Source organism: Plantibacter sp. H53 (assembly GCF_001650455.1).
GTDB classification, from domain to species: domain Bacteria; phylum Actinomycetota; class Actinomycetes; order Actinomycetales; family Microbacteriaceae; genus Plantibacter; species Plantibacter flavus_A.
On the sequence record NZ_LWCT01000013.1, the window covers coordinates 115,604 to 140,818 of the forward strand.

20 protein-coding genes are annotated in these 25,215 nt (G+C 70.0%); 12 read left to right on the plus strand and 8 right to left on the minus strand.

Annotated elements, in window-relative coordinates; translation table 11 throughout:
* Positions 1-45 precede the first annotated feature (45 nt).
* Positions 46-3,801, minus strand: coding sequence for a multifunctional oxoglutarate decarboxylase/oxoglutarate dehydrogenase thiamine pyrophosphate-binding subunit/dihydrolipoyllysine-residue succinyltransferase subunit (locus A4X17_RS08605; protein WP_064295249.1), 3,756 nt, complete (start codon positions 3,799-3,801; stop codon positions 46-48).
* A 146-nt stretch (positions 3,802-3,947) separates the two neighbouring features.
* Here A4X17_RS08605 and A4X17_RS08610 point away from each other — a divergent pair, with 146 nt between their 5' ends.
* Complete coding sequence (locus A4X17_RS08610; RefSeq protein ID WP_064295250.1) at positions 3,948-5,387, plus strand: GuaB1 family IMP dehydrogenase-related protein; 1,440 nt, start codon at positions 3,948-3,950, stop codon at positions 5,385-5,387.
* 48 nt (positions 5,388-5,435) lie between these two features.
* Positions 5,436-5,735, plus strand: coding sequence for a hypothetical protein (locus tag A4X17_RS08615; RefSeq protein ID WP_064295251.1), 300 nt, complete (start codon positions 5,436-5,438; stop codon positions 5,733-5,735).
* Between the two features lie 15 nt (positions 5,736-5,750).
* Here the strand turns inward: A4X17_RS08615 and A4X17_RS08620 are convergent, their stop codons facing one another.
* Positions 5,751-6,596, minus strand: a complete 846-nt coding sequence (locus A4X17_RS08620) for a LysR substrate-binding domain-containing protein (protein WP_064295362.1) — start codon at positions 6,594-6,596, stop codon at positions 5,751-5,753.
* Positions 6,597-6,799: 203 nt separating this feature from the next.
* Between A4X17_RS08620 and A4X17_RS08625 the strand changes: the two genes are divergently transcribed.
* From A4X17_RS08625 to A4X17_RS08635, 3 genes are all read left to right on the plus strand, one after another.
* Positions 6,800-8,113, plus strand: coding sequence for an MFS transporter (locus A4X17_RS08625; RefSeq protein WP_064295252.1), 1,314 nt, complete (start codon positions 6,800-6,802; stop codon positions 8,111-8,113).
* Between the two features lie 149 nt (positions 8,114-8,262).
* Complete coding sequence (locus A4X17_RS08630) at positions 8,263-9,582, plus strand: hemolysin family protein (protein ID WP_064295253.1); 1,320 nt, start codon at positions 8,263-8,265, stop codon at positions 9,580-9,582.
* The gene (locus A4X17_RS08635; RefSeq protein WP_064295254.1) at positions 9,579-10,628 is read left to right on the plus strand and encodes a hemolysin family protein; all 1,050 of its coding nucleotides are present in this window, start codon (positions 9,579-9,581) and stop codon (positions 10,626-10,628) included. The genes A4X17_RS08630 and A4X17_RS08635 overlap by 4 nt, the downstream gene beginning before the upstream one ends.
* Before the next feature lie 75 nt (positions 10,629-10,703).
* Here A4X17_RS08635 and A4X17_RS08640 read toward each other — a convergent pair whose 3' ends face one another.
* Entirely contained in the window at positions 10,704-11,780 is a 1,077-nt protein-coding gene (locus tag A4X17_RS08640; RefSeq protein ID WP_064295255.1) for an NADH:flavin oxidoreductase/NADH oxidase, read from the minus strand.
* A gap of 140 nt (positions 11,781-11,920) precedes the next feature.
* On the opposite strand from A4X17_RS08640, the gene A4X17_RS08645 reads away from it, so the two are divergent.
* From A4X17_RS08645 to A4X17_RS08675, 7 genes are all read left to right on the plus strand, one after another.
* Complete coding sequence (locus A4X17_RS08645) at positions 11,921-12,784, plus strand: ADP/ATP-dependent (S)-NAD(P)H-hydrate dehydratase (RefSeq protein ID WP_064295256.1); 864 nt, start codon at positions 11,921-11,923, stop codon at positions 12,782-12,784.
* 149 nt (positions 12,785-12,933) lie between these two features.
* Positions 12,934-13,461 (plus strand): FMN-binding protein, encoded by a 528-nt coding sequence (locus tag A4X17_RS08650; RefSeq protein ID WP_157583405.1) that lies wholly within the window; start codon positions 12,934-12,936, stop codon positions 13,459-13,461.
* Between the two features lie 20 nt (positions 13,462-13,481).
* The gene (locus tag A4X17_RS08655; RefSeq protein ID WP_064295257.1) at positions 13,482-14,369 is read left to right on the plus strand and encodes an FAD:protein FMN transferase; all 888 of its coding nucleotides are present in this window, start codon (positions 13,482-13,484) and stop codon (positions 14,367-14,369) included.
* Positions 14,370-14,427: 58 nt separating this feature from the next.
* Positions 14,428-15,969, plus strand: a complete 1,542-nt coding sequence (locus A4X17_RS08660; protein WP_064295258.1) for an FAD-dependent oxidoreductase — start codon at positions 14,428-14,430, stop codon at positions 15,967-15,969.
* A gap of 89 nt (positions 15,970-16,058) precedes the next feature.
* Positions 16,059-17,288, plus strand: a complete 1,230-nt coding sequence (locus A4X17_RS08665; protein ID WP_064295259.1) for a glycosyltransferase 87 family protein — start codon at positions 16,059-16,061, stop codon at positions 17,286-17,288.
* 2 nt (positions 17,289-17,290) lie between these two features.
* Positions 17,291-17,599, plus strand: a complete 309-nt coding sequence (locus tag A4X17_RS08670) for a thiamine-binding protein (protein ID WP_064295260.1) — start codon at positions 17,291-17,293, stop codon at positions 17,597-17,599.
* 75 nt (positions 17,600-17,674) lie between these two features.
* Positions 17,675-18,976 (plus strand): MFS transporter, encoded by a 1,302-nt coding sequence (locus tag A4X17_RS08675; RefSeq protein WP_064295261.1) that lies wholly within the window; start codon positions 17,675-17,677, stop codon positions 18,974-18,976.
* A 213-nt stretch (positions 18,977-19,189) separates the two neighbouring features.
* On the opposite strand, the gene A4X17_RS08680 is transcribed toward A4X17_RS08675, so the two are convergent.
* The 5 genes from A4X17_RS08680 to A4X17_RS08700 form a co-directional block, all read right to left on the minus strand.
* A complete protein-coding gene (locus A4X17_RS08680; RefSeq protein ID WP_056012577.1) occupies positions 19,190-19,840 on the minus strand; it encodes a response regulator transcription factor in 651 nt (216 codons plus the stop codon).
* Positions 19,837-21,069, minus strand: coding sequence for a hypothetical protein (locus A4X17_RS08685; RefSeq protein ID WP_064295262.1), 1,233 nt, complete (start codon positions 21,067-21,069; stop codon positions 19,837-19,839). The genes A4X17_RS08680 and A4X17_RS08685 overlap by 4 nt, the downstream gene beginning before the upstream one ends.
* Positions 21,066-22,223: a sensor histidine kinase gene (locus A4X17_RS08690; protein WP_139205503.1), complete on the minus strand. Its 1,158-nt coding sequence runs from the start codon at positions 22,221-22,223 to the stop codon at positions 21,066-21,068. Before A4X17_RS08690 ends, A4X17_RS08685 begins: the two co-directional genes overlap by 4 nt.
* 89 nt (positions 22,224-22,312) lie before the next feature.
* Positions 22,313-23,518, minus strand: a complete 1,206-nt coding sequence (locus A4X17_RS08695; protein ID WP_064295264.1) for a homoserine O-acetyltransferase — start codon at positions 23,516-23,518, stop codon at positions 22,313-22,315.
* Between the two features lie 285 nt (positions 23,519-23,803).
* The gene (locus tag A4X17_RS08700) at positions 23,804-25,129 is read right to left on the minus strand and encodes a bifunctional o-acetylhomoserine/o-acetylserine sulfhydrylase (RefSeq protein ID WP_064295265.1); all 1,326 of its coding nucleotides are present in this window, start codon (positions 25,127-25,129) and stop codon (positions 23,804-23,806) included.
* Positions 25,130-25,215 lie beyond the last annotated feature (86 nt).

The window sequence follows — 25,215 nt, forward strand, 5'->3', positions numbered from 1 at the left end:
ACGACCGCCCGTCGGAACGGGCGGTCGTCGATCGTGCGGCTGGGGTCAGAGCGCCAGCGCGGTGCGGAGGAGTTCCGCCTGCTCGGCGGCGTGACGCTTCGCCGAACCCGTGGCGGGGGAGGCGGACGCGGTGCGCGACACGTTGCGGATCGTCCGACCCTCGAGGTGCTTGGCGGCCTCCAGGCAGATGAACGGCCACGCGCCCTGGTTCTCCGGCTCGTCCTGCACCCACACCAGTTCGGCGTTCGGGTACTGCGCGACCACGGCGTTCAGCTCGGCCACCGGGACCGGGTAGAACTGCTCGACGCGGACGAGGGCGATCTCGTCGTTCGGCTGCTTCTGCAGCTCGCTGAGGAGGTCGTAGTGGATCTTCCCGGAGTGCAGGAGCACCCGCTTGACCGCGGCCTTGTCGGTGATCCGCGCGTCGTCGATCACCGGCTCGAAGCGGCCCGAGGTGAAGTCCGCCACCGGGCTCGTCGCGCCACGCAGACGCAGCATCGCCTTCGGGGTGAAGACGACGAGCGGCCGACGCGGGCGGGCGTACGCCTGGCGACGCAGCAGGTGGAAGTACGACGCGGGGGTCGACGGCCGTGCGACGGTCATGTTGTCCTCGGCGCAGAGCTGCAGGAACCGCTCGATCCGCGCGGACGAGTGGTCGGGGCCCTGGCCTTCGTAGCCGTGGGGGAGGAGGAGCGTGACACTCGACCGCTGCGACCACTTCTGCTCGGCGGAGGAGATGAACTCGTCGATGATCGTCTGCGCGCCGTTGGTGAAGTCGCCGAACTGCGCCTCCCACAGCACGAGCGCGTCGGCGCGTTCGACCGAATAGCCGTACTCGAAGCCCATGACCGCGTACTCGCTGAGGAGCGAGTCGTAGATCCAGAAGCGGGCCTGGTTGTCGCTGAGGTTCGCGAGCGGCAGCCACTCCTGGCCGTTGACCCGGTCGTGGAGGACGGCGTGGCGCTGCACGAAGGTGCCGCGGCGGGAGTCCTGTCCGGACATCCGCACCGGGGTGCCCTCGATGAGCACCGATCCGAGTGCGAGCAGTTCTCCGAAGCCCCAGTCGATGTTGCCGTTGCGGCTCATGTCGAGACGCTTCTCGAGGAGCTGCTGCACCTTCGGGTGCACGGTGAACCCGGCGGGCTTGTTGTTGAACGCGTCGCCGATGAGCTGCACGACGCCCTCGGAGACGCCGGTCGTCTCGAGTTCGCCGGAGTAGCCGTCCTCGTCGAGGACCTCGGTCGGGATCGGCGTCGGCGAGGTCTGCTCGGCGTGCGTCTCCATGAAGGCGCGTTCGAGGCGGTCCTGGAAGTCGCGGTGCGCGGCCTCGTACTCCTCCTCGGTGATGTCGCCACGGCCGACGAGCGCCTCGGTGTACAGCTTGCGCACGGAGCGCTTCGCCTCGATGAGGCTGTACATGAGCGGCTGCGTCATCGACGGGTCGTCGCCCTCGTTGTGGCCGCGTCGGCGGTAGCACACGAGGTCGATGACGACGTCGCGCTTGAACTCCTGGCGGTACTCGAAGGCGAGCTCCGCGACCCGCACGACGGCCTCGGGGTCGTCGCCGTTCACGTGGAAGATCGGCGCCTGGATGGTCTTCGCGACGTCGGTGTTGTAGATGGAGGAGCGGCCCTCGCCAGGAGGCGTCGTGAACCCGACCTGGTTGTTGATGACGACGTGGACCGTGCCGCCGGTGCGGTAGCCGCGGAGCTGGGACAGCTGCATCGTCTCGAGGACGACGCCCTGACCGGCCATCGCCGCGTCGCCGTGGATGAGGATCGGGAGGGTGCCGAACGCGCCGATCGGCCCCCGGTCCTGCTTCGCGCGGACGATGCCCTCGAGCACGCCGTTGACGGCCTCGAGGTGCGAGGGGTTCGCGGCCAGGTAGACCGGGATCTCGCGGCCGTCCTCGGCCTTGAAGGTGCCCTCGGTGCCGAGGTGGTACTTCACGTCGCCGGAGCCGTGGCTCGCCGGGTCCTGCGTGCCCTCGAACTCGCGGAAGATCTGACCGTATGTCTTACCGGCGATGTTCGTGAGGACGTTGAGGCGGCCGCGGTGGGCCATACCGATCGCGACCTCGTCGAGCTGGGCCTGCGACGCACCCTGGAGGATCGTGTCGAGGAGGGCGATGGTGGACTCGCCGCCCTCGAGGCTGAAGCGTTTCTGGCCGACGTACTTCGTCTGCAGGAAGGTCTCGAAGGCCTCGGCCTCGTTGAGCTTGCCGAGGATGCGCATCTGCTCGTCGTGCGTCGGCTTCTCGTACTTGCGCTCGACCTTGCTCTGGATCCACTTGCGCTGCGCGGGGTCCTGGATGTGCATGTACTCGATGCCCGTGGTGCGGCAGTACGAGTCGCGGAGGACGCCGAGGATGTCGCGCAGCTTGGCCGTGCGGGCCGAGCCGAAGGCGCCCGTGACGAACTCGCGGTCGAGGTCCCAGAAGGTCAGGCCGTGGGTCTCGATCTCGAGGTCGGGGTGCGACCGCTGCACGTACTCCAGCGGGTCGATGTCGGCCATGAGGTGGCCGCGGACGCGGAACGCGTTGATGAGCTCCTGGACGCGGGCGGTCTTGTCGACGGCGTCGGCGAGGTCGACGCTGATGTCGGGCGACCAGTGGATCGGGTCGTACGGGATGCGGAGCGCGGCGAAGATGTCCTGGTAGAAGCTGCGGCTGCCGATGAGCAGCTCGTGGACGACCTTGAGGAACTCGCCCGAGCCGGCGCCCTGGATGACGCGGTGGTCGTAGGTGCTCGTGAGCGTGATCGTCTTGCCGATCGCGAGCTCGTTGAGCGTGCGCTCGGAGGCGCCCTGGAACTCGGCCGGGTACTCGAGGGCACCGGCGCCGATGATGCAGCCCTGGCCCTTCATGAGGCGGGGGACCGAGTGCACGGTCCCGATGCCACCGGGGTTCGTGAGCGAGATCGTGACGCCCTGGAAGTCGGCTCCGGTGAGCTTGCCCTTGCGGGCGCGGGTCACGAGGTCCTCGTAGGCCGAGAGGTACTCGTTGAACGTGAGGGTGTCGGCACGCTTGATGCCCGGCACCATGAGGGCGCGGGAGCCGTCGGGCTTCGGGAGGTCGATGGCGATGCCGAGGTTGATGTGCGCCGGCGCGACGACCGTGGGCTTGCCGTCGGTCTCCTCGTAGTAGACGTTCTGGCTCGGGAAGTCCTTCAATGCCTGGATGAGGGCCCAGCCGATGAGGTGGGTGAAGCTGACCTTGCCGCCTCGGGCGCGCTTCAGGTGGTTGTTGATGACGATGCGGTTGTCGATCATCAGCTTCGCCGGGATGGTGCGCACGCTCGTCGCGGTCGGGACCGTCAGGCTCGCGTCCATGTTGGTGGCGAGCGACTTGGCCATGCCCTTCAGCACGGTGACCCTGTCGACGTCCTCCGGAGCGGGTTCGGTCTGGTCGCTCTTCGGCTGCTGGACCTGGTTCGGGCTCGTCATCGGGGCGTCGGCCGGGATCGGGGCCGGCTTCGCCTGGACCGAGGTGGTGCGGGCGACCGGCTGCGCACCGATGACCTGGATCGGGGCCGTCGGCGGGTTGACCCGGGCCGCCTCGTCAGACGCCGCAGGGGCGGGGGCCGGCGCCGTGGTGCCGACGGACGCCGCACCGTCGTCCGACTGGCCGCCCGTCGTCCCCTGGGCTGCGCCGTTCACCGGCCGGTAGTGCTCGAGGATCGGCCACCAGGAGCGGTCCACGGAATCCTTGTCGACGAGGTACTGCTCGTACATCTCGTCGACGAGCCATTCATTGGCTCCGAATTCGTTCGTTGCGCCGTCATCGGCGCCCACTCCGGTCATCTGGCTCGACACCGTCGATCGCCCACTCTCTCCGTTGAATTCTCACTGTTTGCAGGCAGGGAACATGCCCGCACGATCCAGTCATCAAGCCTAAACCCATTCCGTCGTCGGTGCGGCTCGGACGCCGCTCGGGATACGGTGTTCTCATGCGGTTCATCGGTGAGATCCCCAGCCACGACCTGACGTACTCGGACGTGTTCCTCGTCCCCAGCCGCTCCGGGATCACGAGTCGACTCGACGTCGACCTGGCTCCGGATGACGGCACCGGCGCCACGATCCCGATCGTCTCCGCCAACATGAACTCCGTCACCGGGCCACGCCTCGCGGCGGCCCTGGCGCGGCGCGGCGGACTCGGCGTCCTGCCGCAGGACATGCCGCTCCAGGAGCTCGACGCGGCGATCCGCTGGGTCAAGGAGCAGCCGGTCGCCTTCGACACCCCGCTGATCATGCGCGCCGATCAGACCGCGGCCGACGCCCTGCGCCTGATCCCCGCGGTCGCCGGTCACGGCATCGTGCTCCACGACGAGCGCGGCGCCTTCGCCGGCTGCATCCCGGCCGCGCGTCTCGCCACGGCGCTGCCCGACGCACGGCTCGGCGACCTCGCGCGCGGATCGCTCGCCTCGATCGACGCCGACGACGTGACCGGTGGCCGGGCCGCGTTCGACCTCATGGTGGCCGCCGACCTCGAGTTCGCGCCCGTGCTGCACCACGGAGCGGTGGTCGGCACCCTCAGCCGGACGAGCGCGCTCCGGTCGACCATCTACACGCCGGCGCTCGACGCGTCGGGCCGACTCCGGGTCGCCGCGGCGATCGGGATCAACGGTGACGTCGCCGTCAAGGCGCAGGCGCTCGCCGCCGCCGGGGTGGACGTCCTCGTGATCGACACCGCCCACGGGCACCAGGAGGGCATGCTCCGGGCGATCGCGGCCGTCCGTGCGCTCGGTCTGGGCCTCCCGATCGTTGCCGGCAACGTCGTGTCCGCCGTCGCGGTGCAAGACCTCGTCGACGCCGGTGCCGACATCCTCAAAGTCGGTGTCGGACCCGGTGCGATGTGCACCACGCGGATGATGACGGCGGTCGGACGTCCGCAGTTCTCGGCCGTGCTCGAGACGGCCGCGACCGCCCGCGCACTCGGCGCGAAGGTCTGGGCGGACGGTGGCGTCCGCTACCCCCGCGACGTCGCCCTCGCCCTCGCGGCCGGTGCGTCCTCGGTCATGATCGGTTCGTGGTTCGCCGGCACGATCGAAGCCCCCGGTGAGCTGCAGCGCGCCGCCGACGGGTCGCTCTACAAGGAGAGCTGGGGCATGGCGTCGACGAAGGCCGTGCATGAGCGCTTCGGTCGACTCGATCCCTTCGAACTCGCGCGGAAGACGCTCTTCGCCGAGGGCATCTCGTCCTCCCGCATCACGATCGACCCGCTCCGGCCCTCGGTCGAGGACCTCCTCGACATGATCACCGCCGGTGTGCGCTCGTCGTTCACCTATGCGGGTGCCGACTCGGTCCCCGGCTTCCACGAGCGCGCCATCGTCGGCGTCCAGTCGGCCGCCGGCTACGAGGAGGGCAAGGCGCTGCCCGTGTCCTGGTGAGCCGGGGCGCTGGTGCGGCTCGCACGACCGCGGTGGGATGATGGGCCCATGGCGGTGAACGGTGGGACGCGCGGGTTCGGTGTCGGCATGCAGGTCCTCGTGCTCGTGGACCCGGCATCCGATCCCTCGACGGGGGAGCGTGCCTCCGGGGTCATCGTCGCACCCGGCCGCCAGCGCGCCGCGGCGTTCGTCTCGGTGTGGACCGAACAGCTGACGACGTGGATCGTCGAGTTCGACGAACCCTTCACCGCGCCCGACGGCAGCGGCCCGCACGAATCGGCCGAGGTCCGCGAGACCTACCTCATCCCGGCGCCGTTCGCCGAGGAGTCGGAGTCCGTCGACGCCTGACCGCTGTGTGCTTGCTCAGGCGAGCGACCGGTCCATGATGGCCGAGGAGAGCGCCTCCACCGGGCCGGCGGCCGCCAACGGGTTCGCGAGCAGGGTGAAGTCGACGCCGCCCAGGGCCGGGAGTTCCAGCCGGTTGCTCAGCATGACGAGGTCGCTCGGGATCAGGCTGCGCGGGAAGACCGCGACGCCGAGCCCGGCCCGCACCGCCGCGAGGACGCCGTTCACCTCCCGCGTACTGCAGGTGATCCGCCAGGTGCGCCCGGCGGCTTCCAGGGCGTCGATCGCCAGCTGCCGGGAGAGACTCGGGTCCTGGTAGGCGATGAGGGGGACGGGCTGGCCCGGCTCGATGGTGGTCTTCTCGAGGCCGACCCAGACCATCGAGTCGGTCCGTACGAGCTTGCCCTCGTTCTGGCCGGGGTGCATCTTGATGAAGATGAGGTCGAGGGCGCCCGCCTTCAGCCGGCGGTACAGCGGCCCGCTCTGGTTCACCGTGAGTTCGAGGTTCAGCTGCGGGTGACCCTGCCGGAAGTGTCGCAGGATCCGGGGGAGCTGGGTCATCGCGAGGTCGTCGGCGGCCCCGAAACGGAGGCGACCGCTCATCGCCGAGCCGGTGAAGTAGCTCTCCGCCGAGGCGTGTGCAGCGAGGATGGTCCGCGCGAACCCGGCCATCGCATCACCGTTGTCGGTCAGGCGGACCGCCCTCGTGTCCCGGACGACGAGCCATCGGCCGGCGGCCTCCTCGAGCCGTCGGATCTGCTGACTGACCGTCGGCTGGCTCAACCCGAGCTGCGCGGCGGCACGCGTGAAGTTCTTCGTCTCGGCGACGGCCAGGAAGGTGCGCAGCAGGGCGGGGTCGAACATGCGTGAGCCGATCATTCAGGAATCGAATAGGACTGATAGGGATCATCCTGCTCGGAAATGGCCGCGTCGGCAATAGCGTGGACGGGAGCCGACGGCCTCCGCGGCTCCACCCATACGACACGCACTCGACATACGAAACGCTGGCTCTCTCCGTGACCCCTCCATCCGACACCGCCGTCGCTCCGCCGCCGCCCACCGCCCCCATGCCGATCGTGGGGGAGCGTCCCGCCTGGCGGGACACCTTCTCCTCGCTCCGCGTCCCGAACTTCCGGCTCTTCACGATCGGGCACATCGTCGCGACGACCGCGATCGGGATGCAGCGCATCGCGCAGGACTGGCTCGTCCTCGAGCTCTCCGGCAGCGTCGCCGCCGTCGGGATCACGGTCGCGATGCAGTTCGCGCCCATGCTGCTGTTCGGACTGCTCGGCGGCGTGATCGCGGACCGCTACTCGAAGCGCGTGCTGCTCATGATCACGCAGTCGCTCGCCGCCGTCCTCGCGGTCGCGCTGTCGATCCTCACGCTCAGCGGCGCGGTCGAGGTGTGGCACATCTACGTCATCGCCTTCATGCTCGGCCTCGTCACCGTCGTCGACAACCCGGCGCGACAGGTGTTCGTGAACGAGCTCGTGGGCCCGGCCAGGCTGCGGAACGCCATCAGCCTCAACTCCGCCGTCTTCCAGCTCGGGCAGCTCGTCGGTCCGGCCGTCGGCGGTGTCCTCATCACCGCCGTCGGTTCCGGGTGGTCCTTCGCGATCAACGCCCTCGCCTGTTCCGGCGTCGTGCTCACCCTGGCGCTCATGCGCGTCTCGGAACTCGTTCCGACCCCGGTCGTCGCGAAGGCGAAGGGCCAGCTCAAGGAGGGGCTCGGCTACGCCATGCGGAAACCGGCCATCCGGTGGACGGTCATCATGGTCGCGTTCATGTCGGTGTTCGCCTTCAACCTGCCGGTCCTGCTCGCCGCCTACGCCTCGGACGTCTTCGACATCGGCGCGAGCGGCTACGGGTTCCTCAACGCCCTCGTCGCCGTCGGAGCGCTGACCGGGGCGCTCGCGTCGACGAGGCGTGGGGGTGTGGATCTGCGCATCGTGATCGTCGCGGCGGCGGCGGTCGGTGTCCTGCAGGCGGCCGCCGGCGCGATGCCCGTGCTCCTGCCCTTCGCCCTCCTGCTCGTCGCGGGCGGGGTCGCGAACCTCCTCTTCATCACGGCGGCGAACTCGCTCGTCCAGCTATCGTCCAACGTGGCGATCCGCGGACGGGTGATGTCGCTGTACATCCTCGTGCTGCTCGGCGGGCAGTCGATCGGCGGTCCGCTCATGGGCTGGCTCGTCGAGGTCGCCGGGCCACACGCGGGCATGATCGTCTCGGGTGGGGTCCCGGCGCTCGCCGCGGCGTGCATCGGAGCACGGTTCCTCCTCTTGCGGCGTCGGAAGCGTCGCGCGGCCGAGGATCGCCAGCGGCAGACGGAGGCTGAGAAGAACCCCGGAAATCCGGGGTCCACAGCCGCGGATGTCCGATAGACTCGTCCGCACAATGGACGACCCTCCTTCAGACAGATCCCCCGGCCACCATCCCAGCCCCGTGCTGACCCGATCACGGGAGACGACCGCCCATCCGGGCGACGGATCCCCCACTCCGGCATCGACCGCTCAGCACGGACGGGATCGTCATGTCTGAGTGGATCATGCTCGGCGTCGGCCTCGTACTGACCATCGGCACGGGCTTCTTCGTCGCCTCCGAGTTCGCGCTCGTGAACCTCGACCGCGCCGATCTCGAGGCCCGCCGCGACCGTGGTGAGACCCGCCTGACGATGACGATCGCAGCGCTCAAGATCACCTCGACGCACCTGTCGAGCGCGCAGCTCGGGATCACCCTGACCACCCTCCTCACCGGTTACACCATGGAGCCGGCGCTGTCGTCGATGCTCGCCGGTCCGCTCGGCGCCATCGGGATCCCCGAGGGCGTCGTCGCCGTCGTGGCGACGATCGTCGCGATCACCCTCGCCACGCTGCTCAGCATGATCATCGGCGAGCTCGTCCCGAAGAACTTCGCGCTCGCGTTGCCCCGACAGACGGCCAAGTTCGTCGTCCCGTTCCAGACGGCCTTCACCTGGGTGTTCAAGCCCGCCATCGTGGTCCTCAACGGCAGCGCCAACGGCCTGCTGCGGTCGATGGGCATCGAGCCCAAGGAGGAGCTGTCGGGAGCACGGACGGCCGAGGAGCTGTCGTCCCTCGTGCGTCGATCGGCACTCGAGGGCACACTCGAGGCCGACACCGCGACCCTGCTCAACCGCACCCTCCGCTTCTCGAGCCACGACGCGTCGGACGTCATGACGCCCAGGCCGCGCATCGCGTCGATCCAGCGCGGCGAACCCGCCCAGGCGGTGCTCGCCCTCGCGAGGTCGACCGGCCACTCGCGCTTCCCCGTCACCGATGCCGACGTCGACGACATCACCGGTGTGGTGCACGTGAAGCAGGCCATCGCAGTCCCGCGCGACCGCCGCGGCGAGGTGCCCGTCTCGGCCCTGCAGTCACCGGCGCTGCGCGTCCCGGAGACGATGAAGCTGGACGTGCTGCTCTCGCAGCTGCGCGGACGCGGCTACCAGATGGCCGTCGTGGTCGACGAGTACGGCGGCACCGCCGGCGTGACCACCCTCGAGGACCTCGTCGAGGAACTCGTGGGCGAGGTCGCCGACGAGCACGACCGTTCGCGTGCCGGGGTGGTCCGCGGACGCGACTCCACGACCTTCCCGGGCAGCCTGCGTCCCGACGAACTCCTCGAGCGCGCCGGCGTGCGCGTCCCCGAGGACGGCCCGTACGAGACGGTCGCGGGCTACGTCATGAGCGAGCTCGGACGGCTCGCGGTCTCAGGCGACGAACTCGAGCTCGAAGACGGAACGCTCCGCGTCGAGCGACTCGACGGCCGACGGATCGATCGGATCCGATTCACCCCGAGACCCGTCGTGTCGGAGGACGGTGGTGACGTATGAGCGACTGGGCAGGAATCGCCTGGCTCGTGGTGCTGCTGCTCGCGAACGCCTTCTTCGTGGGTGCCGAGTTCGCGGTCATCTCCGCGCGTCGATCGCAGATCGAACCCCTCGCCGAGCAGGGGAGCCGGAGCGCCAAGACCGCACTGTGGGCCATGGAACACGCCACGCTCATGTTGGCGACGAGTCAGTTGGGCATCACCGTCTGCTCGCTGCTCATCCTGAACGTCTCCGAACCGGCGATCCACCACCTGCTGGAGGTGCCGTTGGCGCTCACCGGCTGGCCTGAGGAGACCATCGGCACGGTGGCGTTCATCATCGCGCTGCTGCTCGTCTCCTACCTGCACGTGGTCTTCGGTGAGATGGTCCCGAAGAACCTCTCCTTCTCGATCCCGGATCGCGCGGTCCTGCTGCTCGCGCCGCCGCTCGTCTTCGTGGCGCGCGTCTTCCGCCCGATCATCGTGTCCCTCAATGCGACCGCGAACGCCGTCCTCCGCCTGTTCCGGGTGGAGCCGAAGAACGAGGCCGCGAGCGCGTTCACGCTGGACGAGGTGGCGACCATCGTGGACCAGTCCACCCGCGAGGGTGTGCTCACCGACTCGACGGGTGCGCTCGTTGCGGCGTTCGAGTTCACCGAGAAGAAGGTCCACGACGTGGCCCTGCCGCTCGGCAGCCTGATCACGCTGACGGAGGAGGCCACCCCCTCGGACGTCGAGCGCGCCGTCGCCAAGTACGGCTACTCGCGGTACGTGATCGTCGACGACGAGTCGGTGCCGATCGGCTACCTGCACCTGAAGGACGTGCTGCGGTACGACGACCTCGACGGCAGTGGCGACGAGGAGCGGCCGGTGCCCGCGAAGCACATCAGGCAGCTCGTGTCGGTGTTCGAGGATTCGGACGTCGAAGACGCACTGACCACGATGCGCCGCTCGGGAGCACACGTCGCCCGGGTGTTCGACGAAGCGGGCGCCACCACCGGGGTCCTCTTCCTCGAGGACATCATCGAGGAGCTCGTCGGCGAGGTCCAGGACGCCACCCGGCGTCGCTGATCGGACGCCGGAGCCCCGACACGACGACGGCCCGCACGCGATCGCGTGCGGGCCGTCGTCGTGTCGGGGTAGCGCTCAGGCGCGCGGCTTGGCCCGCTCGTACTGGCCCGGCCAGGCGACCTCCACGCCGAGCTCGGTCGCGGCGCGCAACGCGAAGTGCGGATCACGGAGCGCCTCGCGGGCGACCATGACCGCCTCCGCCTGCCCGTCGGCGACGATGGCCGCGGCCTGCTGGGCGTCGGTGATGAGCCCGACGGCGCTCGTGTCGACACCTGTCGATCCGATGTGCGCCGCGAACGGGACCTGGTACCCGGGGGAGAGCGGGATGCGGACGCCGCCGACGGCTCCACCGGTCGAGATGTCGAAGAAGTCGGCGCCGCGCTCGGCGCACCAGGCGGCGACGGTCGCGGTCTGGTGCTCGTCCCATCCGTCGTCCACCCAGTCCGTGGCCGAGAACCGGACGAACAACGGCAGACCGGCTGGGAGGACCCCGCGCACCGCCTCGACGACGCGGAGGAGGAGCTTGGCCCGGTTCTCGAGCGAGCCGCCGTAGCCGTCCTCGCGGTGGTTGACGAGCGGGGAGAGGAACTGGTGGAGCAGGTAGCCGTGCGCGGCGTGGAGTTCGAGGACCTGGAAGCCGGCGTCGACCGACCGGACGGCCGCCGTCCGGAAGTCGTCGACGACGCGGTCGATCCCCTCCTCGTCGAGGGCCTCCGGGACGGCGTAGCCCGGGAAGGCCTCGGGCGACGGAGCGACGGTCGACCAGCCGCCCTCTTCGATCGGCACGCTGCCGTGCCCGTCGGTGCCCCAGGGGGCGAACGTGGAGGCCTTCCGGCCGGCGTGCGCGAGCTGGATGCCGGGGACGGCACCCTGATCGGTGATGAACGCGGTGATCCGTCGCCAAGCGTCGCGCTGTTCGTCGTTCCAGATGCCTGCGTCCTGGGGGGTGATCCGACCCTCGGGGCTGATCGCCGCCGCCTCGGAGATGACGAGGCCGAAGCCGCCCGCCGCGAACTGGCCGAGGTGCATGAGGTGCCAATCGGTCGGGACGCCGTCCCGGGCGGTGACGCTGTACTGGCACATCGGGGCGATCCACAGGCGGTTGGGGACGGTGAGGTCGCGGATGGTGATCGGATCGAACAGCTGGGGCACGGAACTCCTCGGGTCTCGGGGCGACGGGCGTCGACACCCGGCTCAACGTCCCCGGGTGCGCTCGGATTCCCGACACCGGGATGACCGACGATCGACGGCTCAGAGCCGGGTCGCCGCGGCGACTGGCCTAGGGTGATGGCATGGCCGAACCGCGACTCTGGACCCCTGCCGACGCACGCGACTGGATCGCCGTGCCCGATGCCGAATCGGACAAGTACTCCCGGGGGGTCCTCGGTGTCGTGACCGGGTCCGACCGCTACCCGGGTGCCGCCGTGATCGGTGTCGAGGCGGCGATCCGCACCGGCGTCGGCATGGTCCGCTACCTCGGAGCGGACCGAGCGGCGAACCTCGTGTTGCAGCGACGTCCCGAGATCGTGACGGCGGAGGGGCGCGTGCAGGCCTGGCTCATCGGCTCCGGCATGGACCCCGGCAAGCTGACCCGCGAGGAGAGCTCGCTGCTCGACGCAGCCCTGCACGGGGGCGAGCCGGTCGTCGCCGATGCCGGGTCGCTCCGTCGCGTCGCCGCGGGTGCCCACCAGCGGGCGTTCGGTGTCGACGAGTCGTGGCGCATCGTGGCCACACCCCACGTCGGTGAACTGGCGACCATGTTGAGCGGCCTGGGGAGCCCGGCCGAGGTCGGGGACATCCGCGCCGACCCCGTGTCGTACGCGGCCGACGTCGCCGCCCGCCTCGGCATCATCGTGGTGCTGAAGGGCGGCACGACCCACGTGGTCGCGCCGGACGGCGACGCCATCACGGTCTCCGGCGGATCGCCCTGGCTCGCGACCGCCGGCACCGGCGACGCCCTGGCCGGGATCATCGGGGCGCTCGTCGCCACGAACGCCGAGCGCGTGCTCGCCGACCCCGGCTGCCTGGCGAGCGTCGCCGCGAGCGGGGTGCTCCTGCACGCGGCCGCAGGGGACGCCGCCGCAGCCGACGGCCCGCTGGCCGCGCTCGACGTGGCCGAAGCGGTGCGCGGTATCGTCGATGGTCTCCTCCGCTGAACGAGCGTTCACCGGTGGACGAAGGACAACTCCCAGAACGCTCATAGCTCGCCCATAGGGAAGCTCAGGACACTGGTGCCACCGCGGCGGAGACCTCGCCGCGGCGGCCGCCGCACCGCGGCCCACACATCGCCCGAGGAGATTGAACGATGCGCAACCCCACCACCACCCAGCCTCCCGTCCGCACGCCACGGCTGTCCGTGGCGGCGAAGAAGACGACGTTCGCGGCACTGACCGGCCTCACCCTCGTCGGCAGCCTGGCCGGTTGCTCGGCGGCCGACGCCGGCAGTTCGACCACAACCACGTCGCCCGAGACGAAGAGCACGGCGGCGCCGGAGGCGACCACCTCCACCGACGCCGCGGCGGGCTCGGGCGCCACCGACTACCAGGACGGCTCCTACACCGCGGACGGCAGCTACCAGTCGCCGAACGGCACCGAGTCGATCACGGTGACCGTCACCCTCGCCGCGGACACGGTCACGGCGGTCGACGTCGTCTCGCACGCCGAGAGCGCGAACAGCAAGCGCTACCAGGCGGAGTTCATCTCCGGGATCGCCGCCGAGGTGGTCGGCAAGGACATCGACAGCCTCAAGGTCTCCAAGGTCGCCGGTTCCTCGCTCACGAGCGGCGGCTTCAACGCGGCCATCGACACGATCAAGACCGAAGCGAAGGGCTGAGCCGCGGGGCCGGACCGACGATGAGCGAGACGACACTGCGCTTCGAGGCGATCGGCACCGGATGGGAGCTCGACACGGCTCTGCCGCTCGAGCCCGAGACCGCCGAGGCCGTCGCCACGTGCATCGACCGGTTCGACCGGACCTGGTCGAGGTTCCGGGACGACGCGTTCATCGCGCGGTTCGCCGCCGGCCCGGTCTCGACCGCCTTCCCCGACGACGCGCGCGAGGACGCGGTCGCACTGCTCGACACGTACCGGCGTCTGCACGATGCCACCGCCGGAGCCGTGACGCCGTTCATCGGCACCTCGCTCGAACGGCTCGGCTACGACGCCTCCTACTCGCTCGTCCCCCAGGGCCCGGCGGTGGCCGCCCCGCACTGGGACGACGTGGCCCGGTGGGACGGCGAGGTGCTCGAGACGAGCGTTCCGCTCGTGATCGACATCGGTGCGGCCGGCAAGGGGCGGCTCGTCGACCTCGTCGCGGACCTCCTCCGCAGCCACGGCCACGAGTCCTTCACGGTCGACGCCTCGGGCGACCTGCGTCACGAGCACGGGTCCCGCACGTCGGACCCGCTCCGCATCGCGCTCGAGCATCCGTACGATCCCAGCAAGGCCATCGGGGTCGCGACGATCGACGACGGAGCCCTCTGCGCCTCCGCCACCAATCGTCGTGCCTGGGGCGACGGCCTCCACCACGTCATCGACGGCCGGACCGGCGAACCGACGAGGACCGTCGCGGCGACCTGGGTCACCGCCCGGGAGGCGATGGTGGCCGACGGACTGGCCACCGCGCTGTTCTTCACCGATCACGAGACCCTGGCGGAGGCGTTCACCTTCGAGAGCGTCCGCATGTTCACGTCCGGTCTCACCGACCGGTCCGTCGGGTTCCCCGGCGAACTCTTCACCTGAGTCACGCGCCACAGGGCCCGAGCCCGGTCGGCACCATCTCCCAGAAAGCAGACCGCACATGAACGGCCGTACCGGCTCCTTCTTCGGCACCGTCCTCGGGCGGGTCACCATGTACCGCCTCGTGACGCTGTCACTCGGCACCCTCGCGATCTACGCCTTCGTGCTGTCGCTGTTCGGGCAGGTGTTCTACAAGCCGCTCGAGCTCCTCGCCACCCTGGTGACGCTGCTCCTCGTCGGCTACCTGACGAACCGCCTGTTCGGTGCGCTGTTCCAGGTGCAGCCGCACAGCGAGTCGTCCGTCATCACCTCCCTCCTGCTGTTCTTCATCCTGTGGCCGACGAGCGAGACCGCCGCGCTGGCCTGGATCGCCCTCGCCGCCACGGTCGCCTCGGCGTCGAAGTACCTGCTCGCGATCCGGGGTCGGCACGTCCTCAATCCGGCGGCCATCGCTGCACTGGTGATGAGCGTATTGGCGAGCTACGTCACCCTCCCGGGCGTGTCACCGTCGGTCTGGTGGGTCGCCAACCCGTGGCTGCTGCCCGGTGTGGTCATCCTCGGCGGCCTCGTCCTCATCCGGACGAAGCGACTCACCATGGCGCTCGTCTTCATCGTGCTCTCCTGGGCGCTCGTCACCGTCCGGCTCGTCACCGGCGGTCAAGAACTGGGACCGGCACTGCTGGCTCCGCTCACGTCGTACCCGATCCTCTTCCTCGCGGCGTTCATGCTCACCGAGCCGCTCACGCTCCCGCCGCGGCGCTGGCAGCAGCTCGCCGAGGCGGCGATCGTCGCGGTGCTGTTCTCCATCCCGTTCATGCTCGGCCAGGTGGCGTCGACCCCGGAGCTCGCGCTCATCGTCGGCAACGTGCTCGCGTTCGCCGTCGCCCGTCGTCGGGGGATGCGTCTGACGCTCGAAGGCACCCGCGCCCTCACCCCGACGGCGGTCGAGTACCGGTTCAGCTCGAAGCGGACGATCCCGTTCGCGGCCGGCCAGTACCTCGAGCTGTCGTTGCCGCACCGCGGAGCCGACGTCCGCGGCTCGAGGCGCGTCTTCAGCATCTCCTCGCCACCCGACGACGACCGCACGATCCGCGTGGCGATGCGTGTGCCCGAGCGGGCCAGTAGCTTCAAACGGGCGCTGAGTGCGCTGCCGGTCGGCGCGAGCCTCTCGGCGACCGGCGTGTGGGGCGACTTCGTCCTGCCGAAGGACGCGAGCAAGCCGATCCTGCTCATCGCCGCCGGCATCGGGATCACCCCGTTCGCCAGTCAGCTGTCCCGCCTGCACCTCCGCACCGACAAGCGTGACGTCGTCCTCGTCTACGTCGTGTCAGACGCGCAGGAGCTCGCCTACGCGGCCGAGCTCGAGATCTGGGGGACACCGGTGCTCGTCGTGGGACCGACGGACGACGTCCGGCTGCCGGACGGCTGGCGTGGCCTCGGACCCGGGCGCCTCGACCACGAGCGCCTCGCCGAGGCCGTCCCGGATCTGGCCGAGCGTGAGGTCTTCATCTCCGGGCCGCCCGCGATGATCGAGGCCCTGAAGCCCGCCCTGCGCGGGATCGGCGTCGGACACGTCCGCACCGACGCCTTCAGCGGGTACTGATCAGCAGGCTCGCGGACCCGACCCGCTCGGGCGTCGAGCGAGTGGCGGACGGGTTCCACAGGCGGCGCGAGCCTAGGATGGTCCACGTGATGCGGCGTTGGCTCCTCTGGTGCGGGTTCGGCCTCGTGCACCTCCTCGTCGGGTGGCTGTGCCTCGTGGCGGAGGGTCTCCCGCTCGGCGACGTCGTCCTCGTGTACCGGCCGTGGGTCGAACAGGCGACATCCGGCGGCCCGATCCCCGCCATCGACGAGCCCTGGGTCTATCCGATCCTCGCGATCGTCCCGATGCTGATCCCGCTGCTGCTCGGCAGCGCCGGGTACGGCGTCGGCTGGCTCCTGCTGGTGACCGCGATGAACGCCGGGGCGTTCGCGGTCCTCCTCGGCAACGGCCACTCGCGCCCACGGTTGATCGCGGCATGGTGGTGGCTCGCGTTCCTCCTCCTGCTCGGACCGATCGCGCTCGCCCGGATCGACTCCGTGACCGTCCCCATCGCGATCGTCGGGCTCCTCTGGGTCGCCGGCCGCCCGCGGGTCGCCGCGGTCCTCCTGACGCTCGCCGCCTGGATGAAGATCTGGCCGGCGGCCCTGATCGGCGCGATCGTCCTGGCGCACCGCCACCGCGGACAGGTGCTGATCGCGGCGGCGGCGACGTCGGTCGTGGTCCTCGGGGTCGGCCTCGTGCTCGGCGGTGCGAACGCGGTCAGCTTCGTGACGGAGCAGACCGGACGTGGTCTCCAGATCGAGTCGCCCATCGGCAACGCCTACCTGTGGCTCGCCGTCCTGGGGGTCCCGCAGAGCTTCGTCTACTACGACCGCGACATCCTGACCTTCCAGGTGACGGGCCCGGGCGTCGACACCGCGATCGCCGTCATGACGCCGCTCCTCGGCCTCGCCGTCGCCGGCGCGGTGCTCCTCGGGGTACTCGCGGTGCGGTCCGGACGCCCGCTCGTGCAGGTGCTCGCGCCGTTGTCGCTCCTCTTCGTGCTCACGCTCATCATCTTCAACAAGGTCGGGTCGCCGCAGTTCGCGATGTGGTTGGCTGCACCGGTGATCCTCGGGATCGTCCTGCAGCGTCGGCGTTTCCTCGCGCCGGCCGTCCTCGCGTTGATGATCGCCGCGCTCACGCAGCTCGTCTACCCCTACTTGTACCTGTGGTTGCTCAACGTCGACCCGGTCCTCGTGACGGTGCTGACGGTCCGCAACCTCGCCTACCTGGTCCTCGCCGGCTGGGCCGTCCACGCGTTGTTCTCGCCGCACCGCCACGACGAGGACGTCTCCTCGGTCTCCATCCCCGTCCCCGCTCGAACCCACAAGGAGTGACCATGCTCGTCGCCTTCTCCGTCGCCCCCAGCGGCACCGGCAACTCGGACGGTTCCGTCCACGATGCGGTCGCCGCGGCCGTGCGGATCGTCCGCGAGTCCGGCCTGCCCAACCGGACCGACTCCATGTTCACGACCATCGAGGGGGAGTGGGACGAGGTGTTCGCGGTCATCAAGGACGCCACCGAGGCGGTCGGCGCCTATGGCAGCCGGGTCTCGCTCGTGCTGAAGGCCGACATCCGCCCCGGCTACACGGGTGAGCTGACCGCCAAGCTCGACCGGCTCGACGCCGCGCTCGAGAACGACGGCTGAGCCCATCGGGAGGCGGTCGTCGGGTTTCGTCGGTCGGGACTCGAATCGATTCGAGGATTCCCGTACACTCGATCCATGCCCACCATCCTGGACGGGTCGACGCAGCTGTCGCCGACCCGTGTTCGTCTTGCCATCCTCGCGCTCGCCGTCGGGGCCTTCGGCATCGGCACGACCGAGTTCGTGGCGATGGGTCTGCTGCCGAACATCGCGACCGACCTCCTGCCAGAGCTGGCTGCTCGCAGCCAGGAACAGGCGAACGCGCAGGCCGCCTGGTTGATCACGGCGTACGCGCTCGGCGTCGTCGTCGGTGCGCCGACGATCGCCGCGCTCGTCGCGCGGTACCGGCGCAAGACCGTCCTGCTCTGGTTGGGCGTCGCGTTCACCGTCGGCACGCTCGCGTCGGCGGTCCTGCCGAGCTTCGGCCTTGTCCTCCTCGCCCGGTTCGTCGCGGCGCTGCCGCACGGCGCCTACTTCGGCATGGCCGCCCTCGTCGCCGCGAGTCTCATGGGGCCGGGGAAGCGCGGCAAGGGCGTCGCGCTCGTCATGACCGGGCTGACGATCGCCAACGTCGTGGGCGTGCCGTTCGCGACCTGGGTGGGCCAGGAGTTCGGATGGCGCTCCGCCTACCTCATCGTCACCGGCATCTTCGCGCTCGCGACCGTGACCATCTGGTTCGCCGTGCCGGTGCAGGCGGGCAACCCGCAGCAGACGATGCGTCGTGAACTCCGCGTCTTCCGGCGCGGCCAGGTGTGGTTCGTGCTCGGGTTCGGGTCGATCGGGTTCGGCGGGCTCTTCGCCGTGTACAGCTATCTCGCGCCTCTCGTGACCGAGGTCGCGGAGGAGTCGGCGACACTCGTCCCATGGGCGCTCGCGACCATGGGGGTCGGCATGACGATCGGCAACCTGGTCGGTGGGCATCTCGCGGACCGTGGGGTGAGGCGGGCCCTGATCGTCTTCTTCGCGCTCATGATCGTGGTCCTGACGGCCCTGGCACTCACCGCGACGTGGACTCCGACGATGTTCCTGTTCGTCTTCGCCGTCGGCTTCGCGTCGCAGGGCCTCGGCCCGGCCATCCAGACGAGGCTCATGGACGTCGCCGGCGACAGCCAGTCCCTCGCTGCAGCGCTCAACCACTCGGCGCTCAACATCGGCAACGCGCTCGGGGCCTTCCTCGGCGGTGTGGTCATCGCCGGTGGCCTCGGCTACCTCGCCCCGGTCTGGACCGGTGTGGTGCTGACCGTGATCGGCCTCGGGATCGTCATCACGAGCTTCACGGTCGAACGTCGGCAGCTTCGTCGCGAACTCCTGCGGGCGAACGACGCCGAGGAACGCCGGATCGCGGACCGCAACCCGCCGACGGCTCCGATCCCCGTCTGACCGATACCCGTCGCCCATCCCGGCCCGTGGGGTGCGGTCTGGCGTAGTGCCAGCGCGGTGCGCTCACGCGAGCGCGCCCCATACGCGTGAGCGCGGGTCTCCGGAGACCCGCGCTCACGTATCCGAGTGGCGCTCACGCCGCACCGTGCGGTCTCGCGTCAGCGCACCGCGCTGACGCCGACACCCGCGCGCTCGCGTCAGCGCACCGCGCTGCTAGTCGACGATGATGCCGTCGAGGATCGCCCGCTTGCGCAGGGCGACCTTGGTACCGACGTCGATGCCGGCGTTGCGGTACTTCTCGCGGATGCGCTTGAGGTAGCTCTTCGCGGTCTCGTCGGAGATGCCGAGGCTCTCGGCGACCATCTTCACGGGCTCACCGGCGGCGTACAGCGCCATGACACGACGCTCCTGCGCGCTGAGGCGGGGGCCGGTCCCGGAGGCTCCGCTCGCGAGGGCGAGGTCGAGCTCGGGGGAGATGTAGGACTCGCCGCGTGACGCCGCACGCAGGGCGTGCACGATGGTCTCGGCGTCCTCGCTCTTCGCGAGGTAGCCCAGAGCGCCCGCGGCCAGGGCTTCACGGACCACTGCCGGGTCGCTGTAGGTGCTCATGAGGACGGTCGTGACGCCCGTGGTCTTCAGCGTCGCGAGCTTCACGGCGACCGGCACATTGTCCTTGAGGTCGACGTCGAGCAGCAGGACGTCGACGGGGAAGGCGGGGTGCGTCAGCAGCTCCGGCCAGGACGGGGTCACGACGACGAGTTCGATGTCGTCGGCGACGCTCCTGATCCACTCGGTGAGCGCACCGAGCAGCATCCGGTGGTCATCGACGATGCCGACCCTGATGCGAGACTCCTGTGACGTCATTGACGTTCCCCTTTCCGCTGGCCCGCAGCAGGATTGTCGACGGTGCTGTCGATCTCGATCCTGATCCGGGATTTCTGGTACGTGTCCGTAGAGCTGCCCACTCGTCCGAGCGCTTCCCACACCGCGGGATCCACCTTGGCGCGTTGCACTCCGACCGCTTCGAGGACGATCGGGATGACGAGCGCACCTGATCGGCCCGGTCGTTCGGAGCGGTCGACCGGTCCGAGCGTCAGCACAGCTCTGGCACTCTGCGCATCTGCTTCCCCGAGGAGCAACCATACTGCAGAGAGCAGTCCATCCCGCTGATCCGTTGCGAGATACGTCGCAAGTCGCTCGGGGTCGCGCAGGGTCGCGCTGTCCGACAACACGGACGACTCCTGGAACGCGTGCTCGAGCCAGGACTCCTTGCCCTCGGACATGAGATGACGCCGAAGCTCGGTCGCGAGGCGGGAGGCGCGCGCCGCGAGCTCGGGGCTGAGCGGGAGGTCGACCGAGCCGTCGGCGACACCGACGAACAGCTCCTCCGCTTCGAGGTCGAGGGTCACGAGTTCCTCCGAGTCGAAGAACCCGAGTGCGTCCCGGACGCTCGCGACGGTGGAGGCGACCATGACCCGGTCGAGTTCGAGGCGGACGATCCGGCGGTACTGGGAGACGATCGCGCAGGCGATGAGCGGTGGGACGACGGCGACCGCGGCGAAGAGCAGCTCCGCACCGAGGGTCGCGGTCTGGGTCCGCGTGACGGTGAGGATCGAGCCCACGAGCATCAGCCCGAGCACCACGGTCGCGGCGGCGACGTCGCGCACCGGGCGGAGGGTGACGACCGCGAGCAGGACGCCGCCGACCGCCGCGGCCGCCGTCGGATAGACGCCCACGGCGTCGCGACTCCAGACGCTCGCCAGGTCGAGCGCGGCGACCACCACCAGCTGGATCAGCAGCGCGACGAACAGCCGATCCGAGAGGTGGAACGCGGAGCGGCGGAGGAGGAGGAAGGTCGACACGATCGCCGCGGTGAGCAGCAGCCAGGCGACGACGCTGAGCAGTGGTCGCGGGTAGTGGTGGACCGAGCTGACGAAGCGGATCGCGGCGTAGACGACGAGGATGACGCCGGACACCGAGAGACCGATGCCCAGCTGTGTCGTTCCGAGTGACGAACGCTGCCGGTCGATGGCGCGACGATGACGGTAGCGACGGGTCGGTCCGGTGGCCTCCTCGAGGGCGTCGACACTCATGCTTGCGGGACCTCCAGGATGACCGTCGTCCCGGCCCCGGGGGCGGAGAAGACGCGCGCCTGTCCGCCGACCTCCTGAATGCGCGCGACGACCGATTCCGCGACGCCGAGATGGCCGTCCGGCACTGCCGACGGGTCGAACCCGGTGCCGGTGTCGGTGATGAGGAGTCGGGCCGTCAGCTCGTCGATCGACACCGTGACGTCGGCCGAATCCACGCCGGAGTGACGCCGGACGTTCTCCAGGCACTCCCCGAGAGCGAGGAGGAACGCCTCGCGCACGCGTGGGTCGAGGTTCGCCTGTCCACCGCCGTAGACGTTGACCGTGAGGCCGAGCCCGGCGAACCGGTCCGTCACGGCCTCGATCCCTTCGTCGAGGGTGAAGTCGACACCGCGCTGCAGGATGTACGAGCCGGAGGAGACGGGGGTCAGCTCCTCGCCGAGGCGGAGGCTGCGGAGCAGATGCGCATCGTTCCCGGCCTGCGAGCGGAGGGCGGCGCCATCGACGCCCCGACCGGAGTGGGCGAGCATGGTGAGGGTCGCGAGTGCGGTGTCGTGCAGGAGGCGTGCGTCCTGTCGCCGTTGCGACTCGGCCTGACTCGCGAGCCGCTCAGCGTTGTAGGCGTTGCCGATGGTGTCGACCCGACGGATGAGTCGGGGGATGCTCGTGTCGAGCCACCCGCCGAAGGCGCCGATCGCGATCCACACGACCGCGGTCAGGCCGATGGTCGGGATCGTGAGCGCGGTGGGCCCGGTGACGACGACGATGGTGACCGCCGTCACGACGAACGCGGTCAGGAGCAGCGGCCAGGTGCGACGGATCGGCACCAGTCGGGCCGCGACAGCACCCATCCCGAGGGAGGTGATCGCGGCGATCGCGCTCGCGGAGCCGACCTGGCCGGTGTTCCCGTCGGACAGACCGATGACGACGACGACGCCGACACCGACGAGGAACACCAGCAGGACCCACCGCTGACCGTCGTACTGCTCGGCGGCCACGTGGGTGAGGGCGAGGACGGCGACGAGGACGAGGAGGACGGCGTACCGACCGCCCGAGACGACGCCCGGGACGCTGAGGATCATCGCGGCCGTGACGCAGCCCGCGAGCCCGAAGAGGCGCGTCGTACGCAGCAGCAGCCGTCGCTGGGTCCTCGCCACCCGATCCATGCTCACGCTCCTCTGAGGAGTCACCTTATCGGGTGACACGGGCGCCACGGAACGGTTGTCGGACAGACGGAGCGCGGCTGTCAGACGGCGAGGAGCCGGCTGAGATGCGGCGCGACCAGCGCGTTCTCGATGAGGAAGCCGTCGTGGCCGAAATCGGACCGGAGGACCGACGGTCGGGTGCCGTCGAGGTTGCCGGCGAGGTGGAGGGCGATCTCCTCCTGCCCACTGACCGGGAAGAGCCGGTCGCTGTCGATCCCGAGCACGAGCGACGGACCGGCGTAGGCCCGCAGCGCCGCGCCGACGCCGCCGCGATCGCGTCCGACGTCGTGCGAGTTCATCGCCTCGACGAGGGTCACATAGCTCCCGGCGTCGAAGCGTCGGGTGAACTTATTGCCGTGGAAGTCGAGGTAGGACTCGACGGCGAAGCGTCCACCATGCCCGAGCGGGCTCACACTCGACTGCCAGCTGCGTTCGAAGCGGGCGTTCAACTCACCCGGGCTGCGGTAGTTGAGCAGAGCCATCCGTCGGGCGAGGGCGAGGCCGCGGTGCGGGCCCTCACCGTCCGGGGCGTCGTAGTAGTCGCCTCCCTGGAAGTGCGGGTCCGTCCGGACCGCTTCGAGCTGCACGAAGTTCAGGGAGATCTGGTCCGCCGTCGTGACCGGGGGTGCGGCGATCACGGCCAGTCGGTCGACGAGCTCGGGGTGGGTGGCGGCCCACTCGAGTGCGTGCATGCCGCCCATCGACCCGCCGATCACCGCGGCCCAGCGGTCGAGTCCGAGGTGGCCGAGCAGTCGGTGCTGGGCCTCGACCTGGTCGCGGATCGAGGTGTACGGGAACCGCGAACCCCACTCGACGCCGTCGGGCGCGAAGGAGGAGGGGCCGGTGCTGCCCTGGCAGCCGCCGATCATGTTCGGCGCGACGACGAACCAGCGGTCCGTGTCGACGGCGAGTCCCGGACCGACGATGCCGGCCCACCACCCGGCGGTCGCATGCCCGTTGCCGGCGCCACCGAGGACGTGGCTGTCTCCCGTGAGCGCATGGAGGACGAGGACCGCGTTGCCGCCGTCGTCGTCGAGCGTGCCCCAGGTCTCGTAGGCGAGTCTGGCGTGCGGGATGCTCCCGCCGTGCTCGAAGTCGAGGCGGCCGAGTGGGGCGAAGAGTCGGTCGCCCGGCCGATCGCCGTCGCGCCAGGCGCCGCTCGAGGGCGGGTTCGCGAGCAGAGCGCCGACCTCGGCTTCGGTCACGAAGCGGGAGGGCACGCTGTCTTCCGGGGTCTGCCAGTCCATAGGTCTCCATTGTGGCGTGCCCGCGAGCGTCGACCGGCCGTGTTACGTCACCCGATCGGTCGAGGTCAGCGCGGTGCGCTGACGCGAGTGTGCTCCCGTCGGCCTCGGCGCGCCGGAACGGGCTCGAGTGACGGGGAACGGGCTCGAGTGACGGGGAACCGGCCCGACTGCGCAACGAACGACGCGAGCGCGGGTCTCTGGAGACCCGCGCTCGCGGTCGTGGGGTGCGCTCGCGTCAGCGCACCGCGCTGGCGCAACCCGGGAGGGAGACGCCTCGGGACGGGCTCAGACCCGGGCGGCCTCGACGACCTGCTTCGCTGCGGTCAGACCGGCCTGGAGGTCGGCCGTGATGTCGTCGATGTTCTCGAGTCCCACCGAGAGCCGCACGAGCCCGGGGGTGACGCCGGCCGTGAGCTGCTGCTCCGGGGTGAGTTGCGAGTGCGTCGTCGACGCCGGGTGGATGACGAGCGAACGGACGTCGCCGATGTTCGCGAGGTGTGAGAACAACTGCAGGGAGTTCACGAAGGCGCGGCCGGCGTCGACCCCGCCCTTCAGCTCGAACGACAGGACCGCTCCGACGCCCTTCGGCGCGTACTGGTTGGCAGCCGCGTACCAGGGGCTGGACGGCAGCCCCGAGTAGTTGACGCTGGCGATGTCGGGGTGGGCGTCGAGCCACTCGGCGACCTGCTGGGCGTTCTGCACGTGGCGCTCGATGCGGAGGCTGAGCGTCTCGATGCCCTGGATGAGCTGCCAGGCGCTCGCCGGGGCGATGGCCGCACCCAGGTCGCGCAGGAGCTGCACGCGCGCCTTGATGATGTAGGCGAGCGAGTCGCCCACGGCGTCGGTGTAGACCGCCCCGTGGTACGAGGGGTCCGGCGTCGTGAGGCCTGGGAACTTGTCCGCGTGCCCGGTCCAGGAGAAGGTGCCGCCGTCGACGATGACCCCGCCGATGACCGTGCCGTGACCGCCGAGGAACTTCGTCGCCGAGTGGACGATGATGTCTGCTCCGTGCTCGAAGGGTCGGATGAGGTACGGCGTGGCGATCGTGTTGTCGACGATCAGCGGGACGCCGGCCTCGTGTGCGACGTCGGCGACGAGGCGGATGTCGAGGATGTTGATCTTCGGGTTGCCGATGGTCTCCGCGAAGAACAGCTTCGTGTTCGGGCGCACCGCACGCCGCCACTCCTCGGCGTCGTCCTGGTTCTCCACGAAGGTGGTCTCGATGCCGAGCTTCGCGAGCGTGTACTTGAAGAGGTTGTACGTGCCGCCGTAGATCGACGAGGACGACACGATGTGGTCGCCCGCCTGCGCGATGTTGAGGACCGCCGAGGCCTCCGCCGCCTGCCCGGAGGCGAGGAGGAGGGCGCCGCTGCCGCCCTCGAGCGCGCTGAGGCGCTCCTCGACGACGGCCTGCGTCGGGTTCTGGATGCGCGTGTAGATGTTGCCGAACTCCGCGAGGGCGAAGAGGTTCTTGGCGTGGTCGGCGTTGTCGAACACGTAGCTCGTGGTCTGGTAGATCGGCGTGGCCCGAGCCTTCGTGACCGGGTCGGGCGCTGCTCCGGAGTGGATCTGCTTCGTCTCGAACTTCCAGTCGTTCGTGGCATCGCTCATGGTGGATGGTCCCCTCTGCTCGGGTGGTCGGTGCTGCTCGGGTGATGGGTGCCGCCGGTGAGGCCGCTCGGTCCGACAGCGATGTC